Source organism: Hoeflea sp. CAU 1731, from assembly GCF_039888615.1.
Lineage (GTDB): Bacteria > Pseudomonadota > Alphaproteobacteria > Rhizobiales > Rhizobiaceae > Flavimaribacter.
Genome location: NZ_JBDQQS010000010.1, coordinates 170,840 through 191,351, shown reverse-complemented (window position 1 = coordinate 191,351; position 20,512 = coordinate 170,840). Strand labels below are relative to the sequence as shown.

The window sequence follows — 20,512 nt, the reverse complement described above, 5'->3', positions numbered from 1 at the left end:
ACAGCAATTGCGTTTGGGAGCGAAGAATTCTTCCGAATCCGGGAAGAGGATCAGACCTCTTTCAATTGGCCAAGCTGCGTATAATTGCGGCCGCCAATGCGTGCGAGCGGATCGAGCGCGACCGTATCGACGCGATTACCGGGCAGAAGCAGGTCTTCGCGCAGATGCATGAGCCGAACCCGCGCAACGACGATAATATTTGGCAAGTCGCCGAACTCCACGAATTTCTCCAGTGCGCACTCGAACTGCACCGGGGCGTCGGCGACCCGTGGCGGCGCGACCGTTTCCGAGGCGACGAGATCGAGGCCGGAATGACGAGCTTCGCTTACGCCCTCCGGCAGTTCCTCTGCACAGGCCTGGACCTGCTCCGCCATTGAAAAGGTCGGTATGTTGATAACCAGTTCTCCGCTTTCCTTGATGTTGCGAACCGTATGTTTCGGTCCGTCGGCAAGCGGCGACGTCGAGAAGCCCAACAGTCCCGGATTGGCCGCGACGATCATGAACTGACTAAAGGGGGCGACGTTTACGATCCCTTCTGAAGAGACCGTCGAAACGAGCGCAATCGGCCTGGGCGTCACGGTTCCCGTCAGCAGTTTGTAACGTGATTGCGGATCGAACCGGTCGAGGATCAGGCCTTGATAGGTTGGATCATCATCCGACAAAGGCCTGACCGGCGGTTCTAGCATCGCGCCATCACATCCTTGGCGAACCATTCAATCTGCTCGTTCATTTCGGATATGGTGTCGACCGGAATCATGAGGGCACTGCAGTGATCGATGCCCATGGAGCGCATTTCATCGATCTTCTGCAGGACCGTGTCGGGGGAGCCGACCAGGTTCGCGGTGACCTGATGGCTCAGATCGCGGCCGGTATAGGCGAGAGACTGGCGATGAGCCACCAGCCCGCTTTCCATGTATTTCTTTTCGGCCTCTTCATCGGTCTTGGCCAGCAGCATGGAGAATTGCGGAGCGATTTCCACGGCGTCGCGTGGTCGTCCCGCTTCCTCCGAGAGGTCCTTCAATTGGCTGATGCGCTCCCTCATCTCGGCAAAGGGTCGCCAGCCTGGAAGCCAACCCTGTCCGACTGTTGCGGCGCGCTTGAGGGCCGGGATGTTGTGGCCTCCGATGAACAGTGGAAACGGATCCTGCTTCGGTTTAGGATACATCTCGACATCTGTGAAATGATAGTATTCGCCATCGAGACTGGCGCTGCGCTCGCTGATCAGTTTCAGGAACGCGTCGATGCCTTCATCCAGCATGTCGCCGCGCCGCGCTTTCTTGTAGGCTGGACCCCAGGCCTCGAATTCTTCCCGATAGGCGCCGAGTCCGACAGCCAATACCAATCGTCCACCGGACAGCTGATCCAGCGTACTGACCTGTTTGGCGAGGTAGACCGGCTCGCGCATCGGCATGACCAGGAGTGCCGTGCCAACGCGAAGCGTTGTTGTCGCCTGGGCGCACATGGCGAGCGTAATCAGCGGTTCGTAGAAATTGGGTGGCGAATCCGGGAACTTTTCGCGTACGTAGTTCTGGGTTGTGATGTGATCGTTGCCCCAGATGGAATCGTAACCCATGCTCTCGCAGAGCTTCGCCTGTTCGACGAACTGCTCCGGTTTGATGAATGGGACGGGATACATGACCCCTTCGAAACCCGTGCAGAGGGAAATGCTAAACTTCATCTGACAGTCTTTCTGTTGTTTTCATGGTTTTCATGGCGGTTTCGATTTCCGCGACCGATCCGAATGCGGACAGGATCATGCGGTCGAGGCCGGCGTCCCGATAGGTCTGGATCATTGCGGGCAGTTCCGCCGGCGTGCCGGCGGCGGAATGGTTCAGGACCACCTGGTCCGGGACGATTTGGGCAGCATCCGAATTCCTGCCAGCGGTAAAGGCGTCACGGAGCGCCGTCTGGTCCAGCTTGCTGCCGGCGGCTTCCAGATTGGCGGCATGATGCGCGCCACGCAACGTCACCGCCAGTTTCGAGCGGAGCCGCTCCATAGCGACCGCTCTGTCGTCGTCGAGCGACACATAGACCAGTCCGCAATTGTCGAAGCAGGGACGAGCCGGCTTTCCCGCATGCAGACGGGTGATCGTGGATTTGATGAACTCGCGGGATGAGGCAGCCGACAACAAGACGCCATCCGCCTCGCTCCGAGCCAGTTCGAGCATCTTCGGTCCGGACGCCGCCATCAACAGCGGAACAGGATGGCTGCCCGAGCGTAGCGCTCTCCCCTTGACGCCAAATCGCTGGCCCTCAAGGGTGATCTTGTCGCCGGACAGGAGGGCCCGACACAACGCCAGCGCCTCCTTCATGGCCTGCAGCGGTTTGTCCGCGTCGATGCCTGCGCTCCCGAGGTCGTCTGGAGAGCCGACCCCTAGACACACCGATACCCGGCCCGGAAACATCTCGTCCAACGATGCGGCTGACATGGCGATCTGGACAGGGTGCAGCACCAGCGGGCTGATTGCCATCAATACGATGTCGAGTGTCGGAAAACGATCCAGCATGACAGCGGCGCATGACACCGGATCCTGTTCGAACAGATGACTGGCCAGCCAAACGGTGGTGGCGCCATTTTCGGCCGCCGCCCTCGTTTTCTCAAAGATTTCGGCGATCGGTTCCCGGCCGTCGAAGGAGATTTCAAGCCGAGGCAGCATGCCGGATGGCCTCCACAATCTTTGTGTATCCTGTGCACCTGCAGATATTGCCATCGAGCGCAGAAACGATTTCTGCGCGCGTGGGGTTCGGATTGCGAAGCAGCAATGCCTTAGCCGCAAGAATGAAACCCGGCGTACAGAAACCGCACTGCACCGCCCCATGATCGATGAATGCCTGCTGCAGCGGATCGAGCACTCCGTCGATGATCAGGCCTTCGACGGTCGTCACTTTTGAGCCGTCGACATCAGCGGCAAGCGTCGTGCAGCTGCTCATAGGCAGTCCGTCGACAAGCACAGTACACGCGCCGCAGATCTCCATGTCGCAGGACAGCTTAACGCTCCGCAGCCCCATGTCGTCGCGCAGGAAATCAATCAGCAGTGTTTCCGCCGGTACCGACCGGGAAACGAGAGCACCGTTTATCTCGACGCTGATACCGACAGACGTGTCCATCAGTGGACTCCCGTCGGTTCGGTTTCATGAAGGGAAGCAAGCGCGCGTTTGACCGCCACTGCGATCAGATGCCTGCGATAGGATTCACCAGCTTCGAGGTCCGAAGGGATCTCGAGATCGAAAATATCCTCTGCTACGGCGGCAAAAAGGGCTTCCTCGCTTGTGCGGCCGTCGTCCCTGTCGAGCAGTGCGCCTGTGCCGTTGAGTCGCTTCGGCGGACCGCCGCCATAGCCGATCCAGGTCTGATGGCAATCGCTTCTGGAGATGGCCGCAGTCGCAAGGCTGTAATTGCCCTGCTTCATGCGTTCGAAACTTGCGGCTCCGGTCCCCAGCGGTATTTCGATCGTCGTCAGGATCTCGTCTGGCTTCCGGGCGGTTTCGAAGGGTCCCAGGAAAAATTCAGACGCCGGAATAACCCGGCTCGCATGCGCGGAAACAAGTTGCAATCCCGCGTCGAGCGCGACCAGCAAAACCGGTGGATCGGCGCGCGGTTCGGCGAAGCACAGATTGCCGCCGATCGTGCCGGCTACGCGCACGCGGATATTTGCGATTTCGCTACAGAGGCGTGAAAGCGATGGGCAGTGCTTCGAGACGGCCGTGCTTAGGGCAATGTCGCAGTGGGTCGCCAGCGCGCCGATCACCAGCCTGTCATGTTCGACGCCGATTGTCTTCAGACCGTCGATTTTCTTCAGGTTCACCAGGTGCCTGTACTCGGCCAGTTGCATCTTCATGAGCAGGAGCAGTTCCGTTCCACCGGCATAGAACGTCGCGCCGTCGCCGAGTTCGGCGACGAGAGAGGACGCTTCGGCCAGGCTTTTCGGCTGATGATAGGTGAATGGATCAGGACGCATGCCACTTCCTTGCTGACAGCGCGGTCCAGACCCGCTCGGGCGTCATGGGAAGATCTCGAAGACGGACGCCATGATCGCGCGCCAGCGCGTTGGCGATTGCCGGCGCCATGCCGAGGATGCCGCCTTCGCCCATGCCCTTGGCGCCCATGGGTCCTAGGCCGTCGCCATTCTCGATCAGCACGGTCGTCCAGTCGGCAGGAACGTCGGAAAGGCGCGGGACACGATAGAGGAGGGGCATCGCCGTCATCGGTTGCCCATCGTCGAAGACCAGGTTCTCAAACAGCGCATGGCCGAGGCCCTGGACAGCCGCGCCTTCTTCCTGGCCTTCGGCGGCCGATCGGTTCAAAGCGCGGCCGATATCGGCCACACCTGCATAGGTGTCGAGCGCGACGACCCCGGTATCGGGATCGACCGAGACAGTGCAGGCGGCAGCCGCCGTTTCCCAGAACAGAGGCGCCTGCGCCAGCTTGCCGTCGAGCGAGCGCGGCGTGATTGACGCCTGACCCGTCACATCACCGGAATCAATGCCGTGTGCCGCGTGGAACAGGTCGCCGAAGCTGACGGTCTTGTCGCCAAGCTTGAGACCACCCGGCGCCAGACTGATCGCCGTCGTCTCGAGTTCAAAGGCCTCGGACGCCAGAGCCAGCAGCTTTGAAACCGCGTCCCCGGCTGCTTTTTCGACAGCCAGTCCCATGATCATGCTGGAGCGGCTTGCGCCGGTGCCCCAGTCATAGGGCGCACCAGCCGTATCCGGATCGAGGATGTGTATGACTTCGGGCGGCTGCGACAGGGTTTCAGCGACGATCCGCTGAAGTACGCCTCTGACGCCTTGTCCGATTTCCACGCTCATGCTGCGCACTTCCACCGACCCGTCGGCGTGGACGCGCACGATCGCGCCAGCGACCGGCAGAATTCCGGGATCGGTGACGGCAAGCGCCAGACCGCGCGAGGCGTGGTTGTGCCCTTTCGTCGTCGCCTCCACCGCCGCATCCATCATGACCGTCGGATCAACGTCCAGAGGACGCAGATTATCGATCACCTCGTCGCCTCGTTGCAACAGATGCCGGGAGCGGAAATCGACCGGGTCTTCTCCAAGTTCCGCAGCAATCTCGTCCATATGCGACTCGGTCGCCCAGACCGCCTGTGGCCCGCCAATAGACCGGAAGGCTGCTCCGGGAACCGTATTCGTGTAGACGGCCCGCGCCCTGATCCTCAGGTTGGGCAGGCGATAGGGGCCGACAAGCCGGTGCGCGGATTTGAGCGCGACGGCCGGTCCGGTATCGGCATAGGCACCGCCATCCATGACGATGTCGCCAGTGCGCGAGAGAATGGCGCCTTCCGCGTCAATGGCGGTACGGATCGTGATAATTGCGGCAAGCCGCCGGCAAGTCAGCATGGATTCCTCGGCGCTCAGGAGCACCTTGACGGGTCGTCCGGCTTTGCGTGCGGCGGCGGCGACGAGCGGTTCGATCTTGACTGACGCCTTGCCGCCGAAACCTCCGCCGACATAAGGAACAATCACGCGCACTCGCGCGATCGGAAGACCGAAGACCCGGGCGAGAACTTTCTGCACGGCCGTCGGAGACTGCGCTCCTGACCAGATCGTCAGCCCGGCGTGGTCGAAACGGGCGATCGCGCAATGCGGCTCCATTGCGAAATGCGCGATTCCCGGAAAGGAATAGCTGTGTTCGAATATCCGTTGAGCTGAGCGCTCCGCGCTATCGACGTCGCCGCGCTCCAGCAGGTAGTCCTGAAAGACATTCGTCCCAGCTTGGCCGCGGGCTGTTCCCTTGAAGTAAAAATCCGATATTGGACGGAAGTCCTCATGCAGCACAGGCGCATCCCCAGCCAGCGCCTGCTCCGGTGTCGCACATATCGACAGTTGTTCATACTCGACGACGACGAGGCGTGATGCGGCTTCGGCGCGGGCTTGTGTGTCCGCGACGACCACGGCGACCGGCTCACCCACATAACGCACTCGGTCGCGGGCGATTACCGGGCGGTCTTCGTAAAACAGGCCCCAGTCGGTTTGCGTCAACAGACCGCTGTCCGCCCCTGTTAGAACACAGACGACGCCGTTTGCCTGTTCGGCCCGGGAAACATCCATGCCAATGATCCGCGCATGCGGCTCGGTGCTGCGCACGACTTTTCCGTAAGCCATGCCGTCAATGCTGACATCGCTGATGAATTCGGCCTTGCCGGAAACCTTTTCGAGAAGATCGGGGCGCATGTGTCACGGTCTGGGTCATTACGCCGGCGCCCATGTGAGGGCGCCGGCGAGGAGCGTTAAACGTCAGTTTGAAAGCGAATTGACCAGATCGGATGCCTTGTCGACCTCGGCTTCGATGGCGTCATGCATTTCAGGACCGCTCATTTCGACGATTTCCATTCGCAACTTGCCCATGGTTTCGATGAATGTCGGATCGGACAGTGCAGTGCGGAAGGCAGCCTCAAGCTTCATGCGGACGTCTTCCGGGATCCCCGCCGGTCCGATAATGCCCTGGACGGACCGCAGCGTGGGATAACCAAGCTCGGTGAGTGTGGGAACGTCCGGGAAGGCCTTGGCGCGTTCAGGGAGATTTACGGCGAGAACTTTTACTTCACCGCTTTCCACATACGGCGCCCAAACGGAGGTTTCGGTTATGAAATCGACATGGCCGCCCAGCAGCGCGGGAAGCGATTCCGCCGAACCACGATAGGGAATGTGGGTCAGACCGGCTCCGGAGTCCTTCTTGACGGCTTCCGTCGTCAGGTGCTGCGTGGTGTTGACGCCGCCCGTTCCGAAATTCAGACCCTTTTCCTTCGAAGCCGCAATCAGCTCTTCCAGCGAATTCCAGGGCTTGTCGCTCAGCGCCACGACACCGATGAGGTTGTCCCCATAATAGCTGATGAAACTGAAGTCCTCCATCATGCTGTAAGGCACGTCGTCGCGCGTGATCTCAGCCATGTATGTGGTTGTCGACAGGGTGCCCAGAGTATAGCCGTCCGGCTCTGCCGCGGCGAGTTCCGCCATGCCGAGTGTCGTCGATGCGCCGGGTTTGTTGACCACGACGATGGGCTGGCCCAATTCCTTGGACGCCGCTTCGGAAAGTGCGCGGGCCGTTTGGTCTGTGCTGCCGCCTGCCGACCACGGCACGATCAGGGTGATTGGCTTTTCCGGGAATTCCGCGAGCGCCGGCGCGGATGCGACCAGCACAGCGCCGATTGCGGCGGCGCAAAGCGAGGACATTTTCAGTCTGTTCATGTTGAGTCTCCTTCAGGTTGGGTCGGCATGACCGTAGTGAGCCTGGATCGCCTCGAGTGTGCGATCCAGGTCTGCAGGAACCAGAGGGGATGGGTCCTGGGCCGGCCGTGTGGCCACGTCTCTGAGACCGGTCACGGCCAGGATACTGACCACGGTCTCATCGATCTTGATTTCGCCGTTCTTCTTCTGGGTTTCGACGACCGCAAGCGTGCTTGCGAAGGAAACCTCTGTTAAAACACCTTCTTTGCGGGCGATGGTCTCGTACCGGCAGCGCATTGGCGCTTCAGATGCGAATAAAACGCGACCCTGGCGGGCGCCGAAAGCGCGTGGGGATTGGGCTGCCCCATGCGATGCGCAGGTCGAAATCGCGATCGTTCCCGGGGAACCGGATAACCCGGAAAGCAAGTTGTCGCCGTCCGAACTCATCGTCGCAAAGGACAGACAATCCCTGAACGAACCGGTCGGATCGTGCGAATGACCTGCGCAGCATGAGACGTGGAGGAGGGCTTCAGGCGTGGTCATGCGGACACGATCCGCAGTTCACGATCGAACTCCATGAGGGACTCGCATCCGTCATCCGTCACATGGATCATGTCCTCGACCTGGAGGCCGCCGAGGCCGAATTCGTAGTAGGGCGTCTCCACACAAATCACCATTCCGGCCTGCAGGACATCGGAACTCGATGGGGCGATATTCGGCAGATCGTAACCGTCGATGCCGATGCCGTGGCCAACATGGTTGCGCTTGTACTCGGGAAGGCCGGACTTGCGGACGGCGTCCATCACCTTCTCGAAGAGATCGGACGCCTTCAGACCCGGCCGGATGATGTCGTAGGCGTGGTCCACCCCGTTTTTCAGCGCAGTGTATTTTTCGACGATTTCGCGTGTCGGTTCGCCCATGACGCCGATGCGCGATATGTCGGCTCGATAGTGCATGTATCGGCCGCCCACGTCGAAACGGATGATGTCGCCTTCCTTCAAGGCGGCGTCCGAAGGTTGGGAGTTGGTGAGCGTGCTCCGCACGCCGAAACCTATAACGCCCAGAACAGGCATCGCATCGTTTTCCACAGTGGTTCGGTGAAATATGCGCGCCATCTCCCTTTCCGTCATGCCGACATGGGCTGCCTCGAGACTGGCGTTGATCGAGGCTTCTGCGATGTTGCAGGCGCGACGAAGGCGTCGAACCTCCTCCGGCGTCTTGATAGTGCGCATCTGCCGGATCAGTTCGAAGGCCGGTTCAATGGTCAGGTGGGGCAGGGCCTCGCGCAGTCTGGCCATGGCTTGGGGCGTCATGCCGATTTCGTCGACGGCGATCTTTCCGCTGGAAAGGCCTGCCTCGCGGATAGCTTCAACCAGCGCCTCCACGGCGCCAGGAAATTCCTCGCCCATGAGAAGATCGACCTGTGCCTGGTCGAGCGGATCAAGACCGGTTCGATCCATTCCCTCAAAGACGAAATAGCCGAACCGGCGTACGTTGCTGACCCAGGGTTTCTGGTCGGCGACCAGATCGAGCGTACTGGTCGTCGTGATAATCGACGCCTCGCTGCGGCGCGCGGTTGGCCACAAAACATAGGCCTGAGGCCCGCGGCGGATCCAATGGGTCATTGCCCAGAATCCGCTGACATACGTGACGTTTTCCGGTGCGGTCGCCACCAGCGCATCATAGCCGTTCGTCGACAGTATGGCGTCGACCGCCTGCAGGTCGGACAATGGTTCTTGTTCTTGCATACCCTACCTCAAATGACTCACGGCCGCCGGCGCACCCAGTCGTCTGGAAATGCGTTCCGCGGCCTGCCTGATCTCGTCTTCAATCCTTGTGCGCCCGTCTCCGGTCGTCATTTGCACCGCACATGCGCAACTCACGGCGGCAATGATTTCGCCATCCGTGTCGCGCACCGGCGCGCCGGCGGAAAAGATTCCCGGAATGTTTTCTTCGTTGGCGATCGCCACCTCTCCGTTACGGATATGACGCACCTCTTCAACAAGCTTCTCGAGATCCGTCTCGGTCGCTTCGGTGATGCGCGGAAGTGGCTTTGCGCCGAGCAGTCGTCGGATTTCATCGTCGGTCAACGCTGAGAGAAGCGCTTTGCCCATGGCCGTCGAATGTAACGGCATCTGATTGCCTGGAACAGCATGGACCGACAGCGCGCCCTGGCTCAAGTGAACGAAGATATATATGCTGACATCGCCCCGGCGAACGGCGAGATAGGTGTTGACGGAGACGCGGTCGGATACGTCCCGCAGTATTGGAGCGGCGGCGTCTACCAGTCCCGTATCGGCGAGATAGGCGCGCCCGACCTGAAAGGCGGTCAACCCGACGCGGTAACGGCGAAGTCCCATGTCTTTTTCCACAAAGCCACAGTCGGACAGGGTGTTGAGAAGACGCTGAACCTGGGCGGGGTTCATGTTCATTTCGCGCGACAGTTCGCGTACGCCCATCGGTTCCGACTTTCGGCTCAGAAACTCCAGAATGGCCAGCCCGCTCGCCAGCGTCTTGCTCATCGAGGCGTCGCTGCGTTTGACCGAAGTGTTTTGATTATCGGAACGCTGTTTTAAAATCATGGACTCAAACTCTCACTGATGCTATGAGGAGTCAAGGGAGAGACAGCGGGAAGGACGACGAAAGGATTTTCAGTGGTGGTCATGGACGCAGCCAGCCAGAAACGGCGACAGACCATCATCGCGGCGGGCTTCACCGTATTCTTCCTGGCGATGCTGGTTTTCGGCATTCCCTATGGCATTCCCTCCTACGCCAAGCAGGGCTTGTCGCTCACTTCCTCCGCCTTCTATCCTTATGTCATCGCCGTTGCCGGTCTCGTCTTCTCGGTCCTGACTGTGATTGAAGCGAGAACCGGGTCGGTGGCGTCGTCTTCAGGCGACGGAAGCGCCGAGAGCCTCCCGATCCCCGCGACCCTTGGACGATTTTCGATGGTCGTGATCGTCTTCGCAGCGTTCTATCTGCTGCTCATTCCACTCGGCGCCTTGCTGAGTTCCGCACTGGTGTTCGGTTTCCTAGTGATCTTCGGCGGCGAGCGCCGCCCGTTGGTGCTGGCCGCAACGATTATCGGCGTACCCGTCATCACATACATCTTGTTCGCGAAACTTGCGGCGGTTCCTCTGCCAAGAGGCGACTTGCCATTCTGACCGCGTTGCAATCCCCGATCACGGAGAGCCCTGTTGCAGGAAATACTGAACGGACTTGATCTGTTTCTTTCAACTCAGAACGTGCTTGCGATTGTCGCCGGCATGTTCATCGGAATCGTGATCGGCGCGATTCCCGGTTTGTCGAGCAGCATGGGCATCGCGCTCGCCCTGCCGTTCACCTATGGCATGAATCCGGTCAGCGCGATCCTGCTTGTCGTCGGCATCTACAAGGGGGGGATGTTCGCCGGTTCGATATCCGCAATCCTTATCCGTACGCCAGGTACCCCTGGAAATATATGCACTTTGCTCGATGGCTGGCCGCTGTCCCAGAAGGGACAGAGCCGCAAGGCCCTGGACATCGCGCTCTACAGTTCAGTCGTTGCGGATCTCGCTTCCAATCTCGCGCTAATACTCTTTGCCGCCACCATCGCCAGCTTCGCTCTGCAATTCGGACCGGCCGAGTATTTCTGGCTGATGACCTTCTCACTCACCATCGTGACGTCCGTCGCCGGCGATTCCCTGTTCAAAGGCCTGGTTTCCGCCGTGCTCGGTCTTCTTCTGGCGACCGTCGGGCTCGATCTCATCTATGGCAATCCGCGCTTCACTTTCGGCATGCTCGAGTTTTCTGGCGGCGTCAGCTTCGTTCCGCTGCTTATCGGCCTTTTCGCCATACCGGAGGTGATCGATTTCTATCTTCGAAAACAGGCGGGCCTCATTCATGGAAGCAGGTCAGGTCCGGCGCTGACCTGGCCGGAACTCCGCAAATGTTTTCCGACCATATTCCGCAGTAGTGCGATCGGCGTCGCAATCGGCGCCATTCCTGGCGTCGGCGCGACCGCCGCCTCCTTTCTCAGCTATTCCATGGCAAAGCGCAGTTCGAAACATCCCGAGACCTATGGCAAGGGGGAGGTCGACGGTGTGGCCGCAGCCGAGGCAGGCAACAATGCGGTGGCCGGCGCGACGCTCATCCCGCTTCTGGCGCTCGGCATTCCGGGCGATGTCGTGACCGCCGTGATGATCGGCGCCTTCCTGATACACGGCCTGTCGATCGGACCGTCCCTGTTTCAGACACAGGGCGACCTGGTCTACGCTATCTTCTTCGGCATCATGCTGAGTTCCATCGCAATGCTTATCCTTGGAATGCTGTCGATGCGGCTTTTCGCCCGCATTTCAGACATACCGCGTCATATTCTCATGCCGGGTCTGCTGATTTTCTGTGTTTTCGGAACCTATGCGATCCAGAACAGTCATTTCGACATCCTCGTCATGTTTGCCGCCGGTTTTCTCGGCTTCTTCATGATGAAGATCGACCTGCCGGTTCCTCCCTTCCTGATCGCATTTGTTCTGGGCCCCTCGTTCGAGGACAATTTGCGACGCACCATTCTTGTTTCGCATGGCGATTACAGCGTCTTCTTCAATTCCTATATCTGCTGGTTCTTTGCCGCGCTGACAGTGCTGTCGGTCGGTTACGGCGTTCTGTCATCGCGCCGTTCGCGTTCCTCCGCCGAAGCAACCGTGGAAGGCAATCCCGGGCATTCAGCCTGAAGCGTTTTAGGGCCCTGTCACTATGCACGGTCTTTGCACGTGATCTATCTGAAGATCTGATCGGTTATTATGGCCGCGACGGCTCGGGATACAAAGACGCCATGAAGGCGCTGGATTGCAGACGACTTCCTGCAGCCGCAATCCGGATAGCGTTACGCAAGTCCATGCGCCTTGGCGTGAGTTTCGAGTTCATCGAGAAATTTGTCCTTCTCGGCTTCTGCGATCCAGGAAGACGAGAATGCATTGCGCATGAAATTCAGCAATTCTTCCGGCGTGAAGCCATGTTTCGTCAGGGCCTCCATCATATTGCACATATAGCCGCTCGCGAATTCCGCCGGATCATCGGTATTGACTGTCACCGTGACGCCGCGCTCGTGCAGCGCCCGCAGCCGACCGATACGGCGGGGTCTTGAATCGAGCGGCGTCCATGTCGGGCAGATCGTGAGCGGAATCTTGCGATCAATCAGGGCGTCGACGATGCTGTCGTCCTCTATCGAATTGACGCCGTGGTCGATTCTTTCCACACCCAGCACGTGGATGCACTGATAAATGTGCTGCGCCGAATTCTCCATGTCGCAATCACAGTGGGCTGTAAGTCGATAACCCTGTCTTCGCGCCTCGTCATAGGCTTTCCGAAACTTTATGGGCGGGTTGCCCTTTTCGTTGGAGCAGAGGCCCATGCCGGCGATTCTGTCGCGATGCGGGATCATTGCGCTCAGCATGTCGAGAGCGCTTTCTTCAGAAAATTCCCGGTTGATGCACATCAACAGAACCGAGGAAACGCCATACTTCGCAAGGCCGTCACGGCTGGCTTCATCAAGCGCTTCCATCAGGTCATCGACGCTGATGCCATTGTCGAAATATTGCTGAGGAGCGAAAGTCAGTTCGACATGGCGGATGTTCTCTTCCTGACAACGCTCAAGGAAGTCCATGGTCGAGTCATAAATGTCCTGCCGTGTTCGCAATACCTCGAAGCAGGTCATGTGATAGCGGAAGAAATCCTCCGGCGATTTATATTGCTGAGCTTCGACGAAGTCCTCTTCCGTCTTGTATGGAATGTCGATTCCGTTGCGCTCTGCAAGCCGCATCACCGTCTGCGGCGACATGGTTCCCGAGATATGAAGATGCAGCTCCGCTTTCGGCATGGTGCGAATGAAGTTCACGACATCCATCTTGGATTGATTCCCTATCTTGAATTACGACATTGTCCGTTAGTCAGTGCGAATTGGCGACATTCCACTTCAGGAACCGTCGCTCCGCCCAGGCGATGAGACTGAAAAAAGCAACTGAGAATGTTGAGCCGACTGCAATGGTGGCATAAAGCAGTGGTGAATCGAAGGCATATGTCGCCTGAATGATGAGCGCGCCAATGCCTCTGCTTGCGCCGATCCATTCTCCAACGATGGCGCCGACCACAGAGGCGGCCGCCGCGATCTTCAAGGCCGTGAAGAGGAACGGGAGTGCGTTCTTCAGCCTGACCTTGAAGTAGATCTCACGAGGCGTGGCCGAAAGCACATGCATCAGTTCCATTTGTTGAGCGCTGACCGATCTCAGGCCTCGGGTCATGTTCACCAGCGTCGGGAAGAAGCAGATCAGCGAAGCGATGATTATCTTCGGCGCCATTCCGTTTCCCAGCAACAGCACCAATATGGGAGCCTTGGCGACAATCGGCACGGCGTTGATCATGACTACGATCGGAAACAGGGCTTCTTCGGCTGTCAGACGATAGACGAAAAGCGTGGCGATCAGGATTGCCGCGCCGGTGCCCAGCAGGAAGCCTCCGATCGCCTCGATCGCGGTGGGTAGCAGATTGCTCATAAGCAGACCGAATTTCGAATACAGAACCTTGGCGATGGCGCTGGGAGCCGGAGCGACATAGGCCTTGATATCGAAGACCGGAACTGCGATTTCCCACAACACAAGGAGCGTGACGAGCGTGATGGCGGGCAGTATCCGGCGGCGCCAGCGCAGACGCCTTTGCCGGGTCAGAAATTCTTGCCAGACTTGGTCGTCGGAGAGTTTGCCTGCTTCAGTGCTTCTTTCGAAGGGTTTCGTGGCGCTGTCGGCATCGACCATGCTAGCAAGTCTCCAAGATGCCGCGAAGCTTCGTGATTGTTTCCATGAATTCCGGCAGTTCGCGCATAGACAGGTCTCGGGGCGAGGCGAGGTTGACAGGCGACATGTCACGAATTCTGCCCGGATGTGCAGCGAGTAGCAGAACCTGCTGCCCCAGGAATGCAGCCTCATAAAGCGAGTGGGTGACGAACAGGACTGTTGTGCCGGTGGTCTCCCAAATCCGCAACAATTCCTCGTTCAGCCGGTCGCGCGTGATCTCGTCAAGCGCGCCGAATGGCTCATCCATGAGGAGCATGCGCGGGGCTGAAATCAACGCTCTGGCGATGGAAACGCGTTGGCGCATTCCGCCGGACAATTCGTGCGGCATTGCGTTTTCCCAGCCTGCAAGTCCCACCAGTTTGATAAGAACATAAGGATCGCCCGCATTGCTTGGGGTCATATCTCCACCGAGTTCCATTGGCAGAAGTACATTCTCGAGCACTGTTCGCCATGGAAGCAGGGATGGGTCCTGGAAAACAAAGCCGATTTCACGATTCTTGCGCGCCTCCTCTGCGGATCTGCCGAGAATCTTTACGGATCCTGTCGTAGGTTTGATGATGTCGGCGGCGACGCGCAACAGTGTGGACTTGCCGCAACCTGACGGCCCGATCAGGCTTGTGAATGATCCTTCCGTGATACGCAGATTGATGTCCTGAAGCGCGGTGACGATTCCCCTGTCCGTAACGAAGCGAACGCCAACGCTGTTCAATTCTATGGCGATCGGGGTATCGGAGGCCGTCACCGCCTCTGCTGATGCGATGCTCATGCCGCAGCCTTCAGCCGAGTTTTGGTCGGACGGCGGATGTAGCCTCGAGGATTTTCTGCGTTGTAATCATCTCGACTGTGGGCACGGCGCTTGCGAACTGACCGAGATCGTTCTGCTGAGTAATCTGTTCCTGCCATACGGCTCGATCCATCGTGCCCCAGCCGGCTTCTTTCGTGGTTTCGTTGAAAACGTAGCCCAACAAGACTTTTGCAGTTTCAACCTGGTCGTCGTAATCGAATCCCAGATCCGGATACTGCTCGATCATTATTTCGACTGCCTTCTCGGGGTTTTCGTACGCGAACCCCCAACCCCGCGCAGAGGCGGTAAGAAAGGATGTCAGAGTGTCTGATCGAGACCCGATCGTATCCAGGGACGCATAATATGGAAGCGCGTACAGCCGAACTCCGTTGTCCCACAAGCCCAAAGTGATGAAATCGTCACCAAGGGTCTTCAGGCTCTTGACACTCGTGCGCCATCCGGAAATCGCATCGACCTGACCGGCCAGAAGCGGCACGAAGTCGAAACCGACGGGCACAATTTCCACATCGTCTTCAGGAATTCCGTTCGCTCGCAAAATACTGTTGAGCAGCACTTTACCACCGGCGATCTGGATGCCAATGCGTTTGCCAACCATGTCCGCAGGAGTGCGAACCGGATTGTCCGGCAGGGAGAAATAGCTGTAAGGATGCTTCTGGCCACAAACCCCAAAACATGTAATCGGAATGTCCTGCGAGCGAGCCAGCATTATGGACGGGCTCGAAGATGTCTGCCCGACAAGGGCTTGTCCCGACGCCACCATCGCAACGCCGTCTATGCTTGGTCCGCCGGGAGTGATTTCAAGATCTATCTTCTCTTCCTCGAAGTAACCGAGTTGTTTTGCGGCGATTTCACCCAACTGATTTCCGCCGATCAACCAGCTCGTCTGCATGTTGAGTTTTTGGGTGCCGGTCTGGGCCAGCGCCGATCTTGAAAATGTATACGGCGTCGAGATCGCCGCCGCCGCTGCAATGCCGCTCTTCAACAGGGTTCGTCTACTGGTTTTGAAATTGTTCATTATATCCCCTCAGAATTTGATCTGTTTTTTTTGTAAGGCGCCGGGAACATCGCTGCTTGTTGCGATGCACAACGCAGATTAGGAAGATCCGCGGCGTTGAAAAGCATCTATTTTCGCTATGCCCGTTGCCGTTTTGGCATATAGCGAAAGGCAGCGCACCAGGGTTAATCCGCAGTGGCGACGTTTACTTCAGCCGCAGTTCGCCGAGCTTTTTCTCGATAATAGCGAACTCTTTCATCAGAAAGTCCACGACCGCCCTGCCGGGTTGGGAGGACGTAATTCCTTTGGCCGCATAAAGACCGATGCCATTCGGTAGCAGCTCATTTCCGAGAAGCGGCACGTGCACGATTCGCCCGTCGCGGATGTCGTCGAGAAAGCCGATTGGCGTAAAGAACCCGATTCCCAGACCGCTGATAACGCCGGAGTTCATAACAGCCATTGAGTTTGTAAGAATACGCGGTTTGAAGGTGGCGCCGGTTCTTCGAAACTCGCTTTCGGCCAAGGCTTCAATGATCAGTCGGTCCGAAAAAAGGAATGTGGAATAGCCGGCGCAATCAGTGAGCGTTAAGGACTCTCTTCCGGCAAGCGGGTGGTCCGAGCGCATAACTGCGCCAAGGGGTGCGTCGATCTTGGCGCAGAGTTCAAGGCCATGGTGACGTCCGTCCACGAAGGTGATCGCGATATCGAAGTTTCCGGCCATGGTTTCATCGATGATGCGACCGGGATTCTCATCCACGATCTTCATCGAAATCTCCGGGTACGTTTCGCAGAACTGTATGATTTTATTGGGTAGTACATGCTCGATGAACGAGCTGATGCCGGTGATGTTGACGCGTCCCCTGATATTTCCCTTTCGGTTGATAATCTCATCGACCGTTCTTTGATAATCGCTCAGAGTGGAGCGCGCGTGTTCCAGAAGCAGCGCCCCTGATGTTGTTGGCGTCATCCCCTTGACCGTCCGCGTAAAGAGGCTCACTCCGAGTTCGCGTTCGATTTTGAGGATTTTCCGGTTTATCGCCGAGGACGCGATATTCAGAGCTTCTGCCGCCTGGCGAATCGAGCCGAGTTCCCCGACTTTGAGAAGATAGGGCAGAGAGGAGGAGTGAACGCTCAGATATTGTCGGGACGTCGACTGGATGTCTGAATCGACGTCCTCTTCGGCTTGTTCATCGCCATCAGACATTACACACCGTCAGGACAGGAATGCAGGAGATCAGGAGCTGTTTTGAAGCTTCGGCGTTGACTTTTTGGCATAGATCTGACGCCGACGCCACGAAGAATTTCGTAGATTCGTCGGTGTGCGCTGCAATATGACTCGATCAGGTTGCGTCCAGCGTCGCGCTGATCGCCTTGTCGAGTTTGTTGACAATTTCCTCGATGTGCCGCTCGTTGACGATAAATGGCGGGGCGAGCATGACATGGTCTCCCGATCGTCCGTCGATAACGCCGCCCATTGGATAGCAGAGCAGGCCTTCGGTAAGGCCTACAGCTTTCAGCTTCGACGCAAATTTCATCGACGGATCAAGCGGCGCCTTGGTTTCGCGATCCGAGACGAATTCCAGCGATTGGAAGAGGCCGCGTCCGCGGATGTCGCCAACATTGGGATGCTGGCCAAACCGGCTCCGCAGCGCTTCTTCCAGAACGATCGCCTGCTTCCGCACATTCGCCAGCAGGTCTTCTTTCGCAATCAGTTTCTGAACTTCCAGCGCCGTGGCGCATGCAAGGGGATGGCCCGTGTAAGTATGCCCGTGCTGGAAGAAACCTGAACCCGAGACGATCGTGTCGTAAATCTTCGTCGTTGTCATGGTCGCGCCGATGGAGGCGTATCCGGCTCCGAGCCCTTTGGCGAGCGTGACGATGTCGGGCGCAATATTTTCCTGTTCGAAGGCGAAAAGAGTTCCTGTTCTTCCCATCCCGCACATGACCTCGTCGAGGATCAGCAGGACGCCGTATTTGTCGCAGATTTCGCGAATCCGACCAAAGTATGCCGGGGGAGGCGGCACGGTGCCGATGGTGGCGCCCGCCACCGTCTCGACAATGAAACACATCACGTTTTCCGGACCTTCACGAAGGATCGCCGCTTCAAGCCCGTTTGCCACGCGAAGGCCATAGGCCTCATCGGTCTCCAGTTCCTGTTTCTCGCGATAGGGATACGCCGCCGGCGTCTGAATCGTGTCGAGCAGTAGCGGCGTATAAGCCTCCCTTCGCCAGAGATTGCCGCCGGCTGCAAGCGCTCCGAGCGTATTGCCGTGATAGCTCTGGGCTCTCGAAATGATGCGGTGGCGGGATGTTTCGCCCCTCTCGACGAAATATTGCCGGGCGAGCTTCAGGGCGGCTTCGACCGATTCAGAGCCACCCGATGTGAAATAGACTTTCGAGAGATCGCCAGGCGCCTTGTCCGCCAGCAGCGAGGCAAGCTCCTCCGCGGGTTCGCTGGTAAAGAAAGACGTATGGGCGAAAGTGATGCGATCGATCTGCCGTTTCATCGCTTCAGCTATGCGCGGATGGCCGTGACCGAGTGAACTCACCGCCGCGCCGGACGAGCCGTCAATGTATCGCTTTCCGGACTTGTCGAAGATGTACGGTCCTTCGCCGCCGGCCGCCGTCGCCATGTCGTTGCGTGGAAAGCGGTGGAAGACATCCGAGCTCCCTGAAGGTCGGGTGTTTATCACTGATCCAGCACTCATTGTTTCACTCCCGCTAAGCCTGTTTCAAATGCCCTGTATTAGAGCATATGCTTTAGATTTGACAATCTATACCAAATGGTACACACTCGTCAAAGTGCAGTTTGGAGACCCGCCGGATGACAATGGAATTCAAAGGCAGGACAGCGCTCGTAACGGGCGCCGCGAGGGGTCTCGGTTTTACGACCACGAAATTGCTGCTCGAACGCGGCGGCGCCGTGATCATGGCGGATGTTGATGCCGACGCCGTAATGTCTTCGGCGAAGTCTCTCGAAGCCGAAGGATACCGCGTATACCCAGTCGCCGTCGACCTCGCGCGCGAGGAAGAGGTTTCGGCTCTCGCAACAGCGGTCGAAAATTTCTCCGACGGGCGACTCGATCTGCTCGTGAACAATGTGGGCGGCTGGCGACACGCGCGTTTCGGTGAAATCAGCATGACCGACTGGGACTGGACGCTTCGAACCAATCTCACGGCTCCATTTCTGACGACCCGAGCCGTTATGGATATCATGATCCGGCAGGGCTATGGCCGCATCGTTAATGTGGCGTCCACCGATGCGCACAGGGCGAAACCATCACTGCCTCACTACGCGGCCGCCAAGTCGGCGCTAGTAAGCCTCACCCGGTCGCTGGCCGAGGAACTCGCGCCCCATCAGATATTGGTCAATGCCGTGAGTCCGGGCGCGATCGCCACGGAAACGGCAAAGAAGCAGGACTGGTTCGCCGAGAGAATCAAGACCATTCCGGTCGGACGCGCGGCGGAGCCCGAGGACATCGCGGAAGCAATCCTGTTTCTCGGCTCGGATCGAAACCGTTTTGTTGTTGGACAGACATTGATGGTGAACGGCGGCCTCTACATGACCTGATCGGACAGCGGTCAACATCTCAAACCGGTCTGAAACATCCGCCAGTCGGTCCGGAAATCAAAGGCGGGAACAAAACAACTGAGAGGACTATGGGAATGACGAACAAGTACCGAATAAACAGCAATATCTCCAGACGCACGGCTCTCATCGGTCTTGGCGCTGCGGCCACAGCCCTTGGCATGCCGCGCATCGCGAATGCGAAGACGGATCAGATCGTCATGGCGACTGGCGGCGGCAAGCTGGAGGAAGCCTATCGCAAAACCGTTTATGGACCATGGACCGCCAAGACCGGCGTCAACGTCATCAACACCAGCAATGAAGGCGCCCGCCTGAAAGCGATGGTGGAGCAGGGCAATGTTGAATGGGACCTGATCCAGGGTCCGGCGGAAGCGCTCGCTGTGTATGCGAAAGAAGGTCTGCTCGAACCGATCGACTATAGCGTCGTCGACAAGGACGCCATGGTCAAGGGATCGGCGCATGATCATTTCGTCGTCACCGACCTCGCCGCCTACAACATCGCGTGGAACACAGACAATGTGACGGGCGAAGGGCCACAGAGTTGGTCGGATCTGTTTGCTCTCGATGGACGCATCGGTCTGTGGAAGCGCCCCTTCCAGACGATGGAAGCAGCGTTGCTGGCCGACGGCGTTCCGATCAACGAACTCTACCCGCTTGACGTTGATCGCGCGTTCGCAAGCATGGACAAGATCAAGGACAAACTGGTCTGGTGGGAAAAGGGCGCTCAGAGCGCGCAGCTTCTGCTCGACGGCGAAGTTGACGCCAGCTCGACCTGGAACGGACGCGTCTTTGGTCCAAAGAACGATGGAGCTCCGGTCGACTACACCTTCAACCAGGCAATTCTCGTATCCGATGGTTGGGGTGTGCCGAAGGGTGCGCCGAACAAGGCCGAAGCTTTCGACATGATGGCTTATGCGTTGTCGCCGGAAGCCCAGGCCGCTTTCGCCAGGACAATCCCGTATGGACCGGTGAACAAGAACGCCGGTGCTTTGCTTGACGATGCGGTGAAGGCCAATCTGCCTACCCTCAACGACAATTCGGTCCTTCTCGACGTCAGCTACTGGGCGGACAATTCCGCCGAGGTGGTCGAGCGTTTCAACACCTGGATTCTGAGCTGA

Annotated in this window: 20 protein-coding genes; 4 read left to right on the top strand and 16 right to left on the bottom strand. The window is 58.3% G+C overall.

What is annotated here, in order from left to right; genetic code table 11:
• Positions 1-50: 50 nt before the first annotated feature.
• From AAFN47_RS17315 to AAFN47_RS17270, 10 genes are all read right to left on the bottom strand, one after another.
• Positions 51-686: a flavin reductase family protein gene (locus AAFN47_RS17315; protein WP_499810500.1), complete on the bottom strand. Its 636-nt coding sequence runs from the start codon at positions 684-686 to the stop codon at positions 51-53.
• On the bottom strand, positions 680-1,678 hold the full coding sequence (locus tag AAFN47_RS17310; RefSeq protein ID WP_499810499.1) for a TIGR03619 family F420-dependent LLM class oxidoreductase: 999 nt from the start codon (positions 1,676-1,678) through the stop codon (positions 680-682). Before AAFN47_RS17310 ends, AAFN47_RS17315 begins: the two co-directional genes overlap by 7 nt.
• Complete coding sequence (locus tag AAFN47_RS17305) at positions 1,668-2,657, bottom strand: LLM class flavin-dependent oxidoreductase (protein ID WP_499810498.1); 990 nt, start codon at positions 2,655-2,657, stop codon at positions 1,668-1,670. The genes AAFN47_RS17310 and AAFN47_RS17305 overlap by 11 nt, the downstream gene beginning before the upstream one ends.
• Positions 2,641-3,108, bottom strand: coding sequence for a (2Fe-2S)-binding protein (locus AAFN47_RS17300; protein WP_499810497.1), 468 nt, complete (start codon positions 3,106-3,108; stop codon positions 2,641-2,643). The genes AAFN47_RS17305 and AAFN47_RS17300 overlap by 17 nt, the downstream gene beginning before the upstream one ends.
• Positions 3,108-3,959 carry an FAD binding domain-containing protein gene (locus tag AAFN47_RS17295; RefSeq protein WP_499810496.1) on the bottom strand — a complete coding sequence of 284 codons (852 nt, stop codon included), beginning with the start codon at positions 3,957-3,959 and terminating at the stop codon, positions 3,108-3,110. Before AAFN47_RS17295 ends, AAFN47_RS17300 begins: the two co-directional genes overlap by 1 nt.
• Positions 3,949-6,189 (bottom strand): xanthine dehydrogenase family protein molybdopterin-binding subunit, encoded by a 2,241-nt coding sequence (locus AAFN47_RS17290; RefSeq protein ID WP_499810495.1) that lies wholly within the window; start codon positions 6,187-6,189, stop codon positions 3,949-3,951. Before AAFN47_RS17290 ends, AAFN47_RS17295 begins: the two co-directional genes overlap by 11 nt.
• A gap of 63 nt (positions 6,190-6,252) precedes the next feature.
• Positions 6,253-7,203, bottom strand: a complete 951-nt coding sequence (locus AAFN47_RS17285; RefSeq protein ID WP_499810494.1) for a Bug family tripartite tricarboxylate transporter substrate binding protein — start codon at positions 7,201-7,203, stop codon at positions 6,253-6,255.
• 12 nt (positions 7,204-7,215) lie between these two features.
• Entirely contained in the window at positions 7,216-7,725 is a 510-nt protein-coding gene (locus AAFN47_RS17280) for a hypothetical protein (RefSeq protein ID WP_499810493.1), read from the bottom strand.
• The gene (locus AAFN47_RS17275; protein ID WP_499810492.1) at positions 7,722-8,930 is read right to left on the bottom strand and encodes a M24 family metallopeptidase; all 1,209 of its coding nucleotides are present in this window, start codon (positions 8,928-8,930) and stop codon (positions 7,722-7,724) included. Before AAFN47_RS17275 ends, AAFN47_RS17280 begins: the two co-directional genes overlap by 4 nt.
• A gap of 3 nt (positions 8,931-8,933) precedes the next feature.
• Entirely contained in the window at positions 8,934-9,704 is a 771-nt protein-coding gene (locus tag AAFN47_RS17270) for an IclR family transcriptional regulator (protein ID WP_499810491.1), read from the bottom strand.
• A 141-nt stretch (positions 9,705-9,845) separates the two neighbouring features.
• Here AAFN47_RS17270 and AAFN47_RS17265 point away from each other — a divergent pair, with 141 nt between their 5' ends.
• Both AAFN47_RS17265 and AAFN47_RS17260 read left to right on the top strand, forming a co-directional pair.
• Positions 9,846-10,346, top strand: a complete 501-nt coding sequence (locus AAFN47_RS17265) for a tripartite tricarboxylate transporter TctB family protein (RefSeq protein ID WP_499810558.1) — start codon at positions 9,846-9,848, stop codon at positions 10,344-10,346.
• A gap of 33 nt (positions 10,347-10,379) precedes the next feature.
• Complete coding sequence (locus tag AAFN47_RS17260) at positions 10,380-11,891, top strand: tripartite tricarboxylate transporter permease (RefSeq protein ID WP_499810490.1); 1,512 nt, start codon at positions 10,380-10,382, stop codon at positions 11,889-11,891.
• A 152-nt stretch (positions 11,892-12,043) separates the two neighbouring features.
• On the opposite strand, the gene add is transcribed toward AAFN47_RS17260, so the two are convergent.
• The 6 genes from add to AAFN47_RS17230 form a co-directional block, all read right to left on the bottom strand.
• Positions 12,044-13,063, bottom strand: a complete 1,020-nt coding sequence (add, locus tag AAFN47_RS17255; RefSeq protein WP_499810489.1) for an adenosine deaminase — start codon at positions 13,061-13,063, stop codon at positions 12,044-12,046.
• Between the two features lie 43 nt (positions 13,064-13,106).
• The gene (locus tag AAFN47_RS17250; RefSeq protein WP_499810488.1) at positions 13,107-13,967 is read right to left on the bottom strand and encodes an ABC transporter permease; all 861 of its coding nucleotides are present in this window, start codon (positions 13,965-13,967) and stop codon (positions 13,107-13,109) included.
• 1 nt (position 13,968) lies between these two features.
• Positions 13,969-14,772, bottom strand: a complete 804-nt coding sequence (locus AAFN47_RS17245; protein ID WP_499810487.1) for an ABC transporter ATP-binding protein — start codon at positions 14,770-14,772, stop codon at positions 13,969-13,971.
• A gap of 10 nt (positions 14,773-14,782) precedes the next feature.
• Positions 14,783-15,826, bottom strand: a complete 1,044-nt coding sequence (locus AAFN47_RS17240) for an ABC transporter substrate-binding protein (protein ID WP_499810486.1) — start codon at positions 15,824-15,826, stop codon at positions 14,783-14,785.
• A gap of 184 nt (positions 15,827-16,010) precedes the next feature.
• Positions 16,011-17,009: a LysR family transcriptional regulator gene (locus tag AAFN47_RS17235; protein WP_499810485.1), complete on the bottom strand. Its 999-nt coding sequence runs from the start codon at positions 17,007-17,009 to the stop codon at positions 16,011-16,013.
• A gap of 136 nt (positions 17,010-17,145) precedes the next feature.
• A complete protein-coding gene (locus AAFN47_RS17230) occupies positions 17,146-18,513 on the bottom strand; it encodes an aspartate aminotransferase family protein (protein WP_499810484.1) in 1,368 nt (455 codons plus the stop codon).
• 116 nt (positions 18,514-18,629) lie between these two features.
• Here AAFN47_RS17230 and AAFN47_RS17225 point away from each other — a divergent pair, with 116 nt between their 5' ends.
• Both AAFN47_RS17225 and AAFN47_RS17220 read left to right on the top strand, forming a co-directional pair.
• Positions 18,630-19,376, top strand: coding sequence for an SDR family NAD(P)-dependent oxidoreductase (locus AAFN47_RS17225; RefSeq protein ID WP_499810483.1), 747 nt, complete (start codon positions 18,630-18,632; stop codon positions 19,374-19,376).
• A gap of 95 nt (positions 19,377-19,471) precedes the next feature.
• Complete coding sequence (locus tag AAFN47_RS17220; RefSeq protein WP_499810482.1) at positions 19,472-20,512, top strand: ABC transporter substrate-binding protein; 1,041 nt, start codon at positions 19,472-19,474, stop codon at positions 20,510-20,512.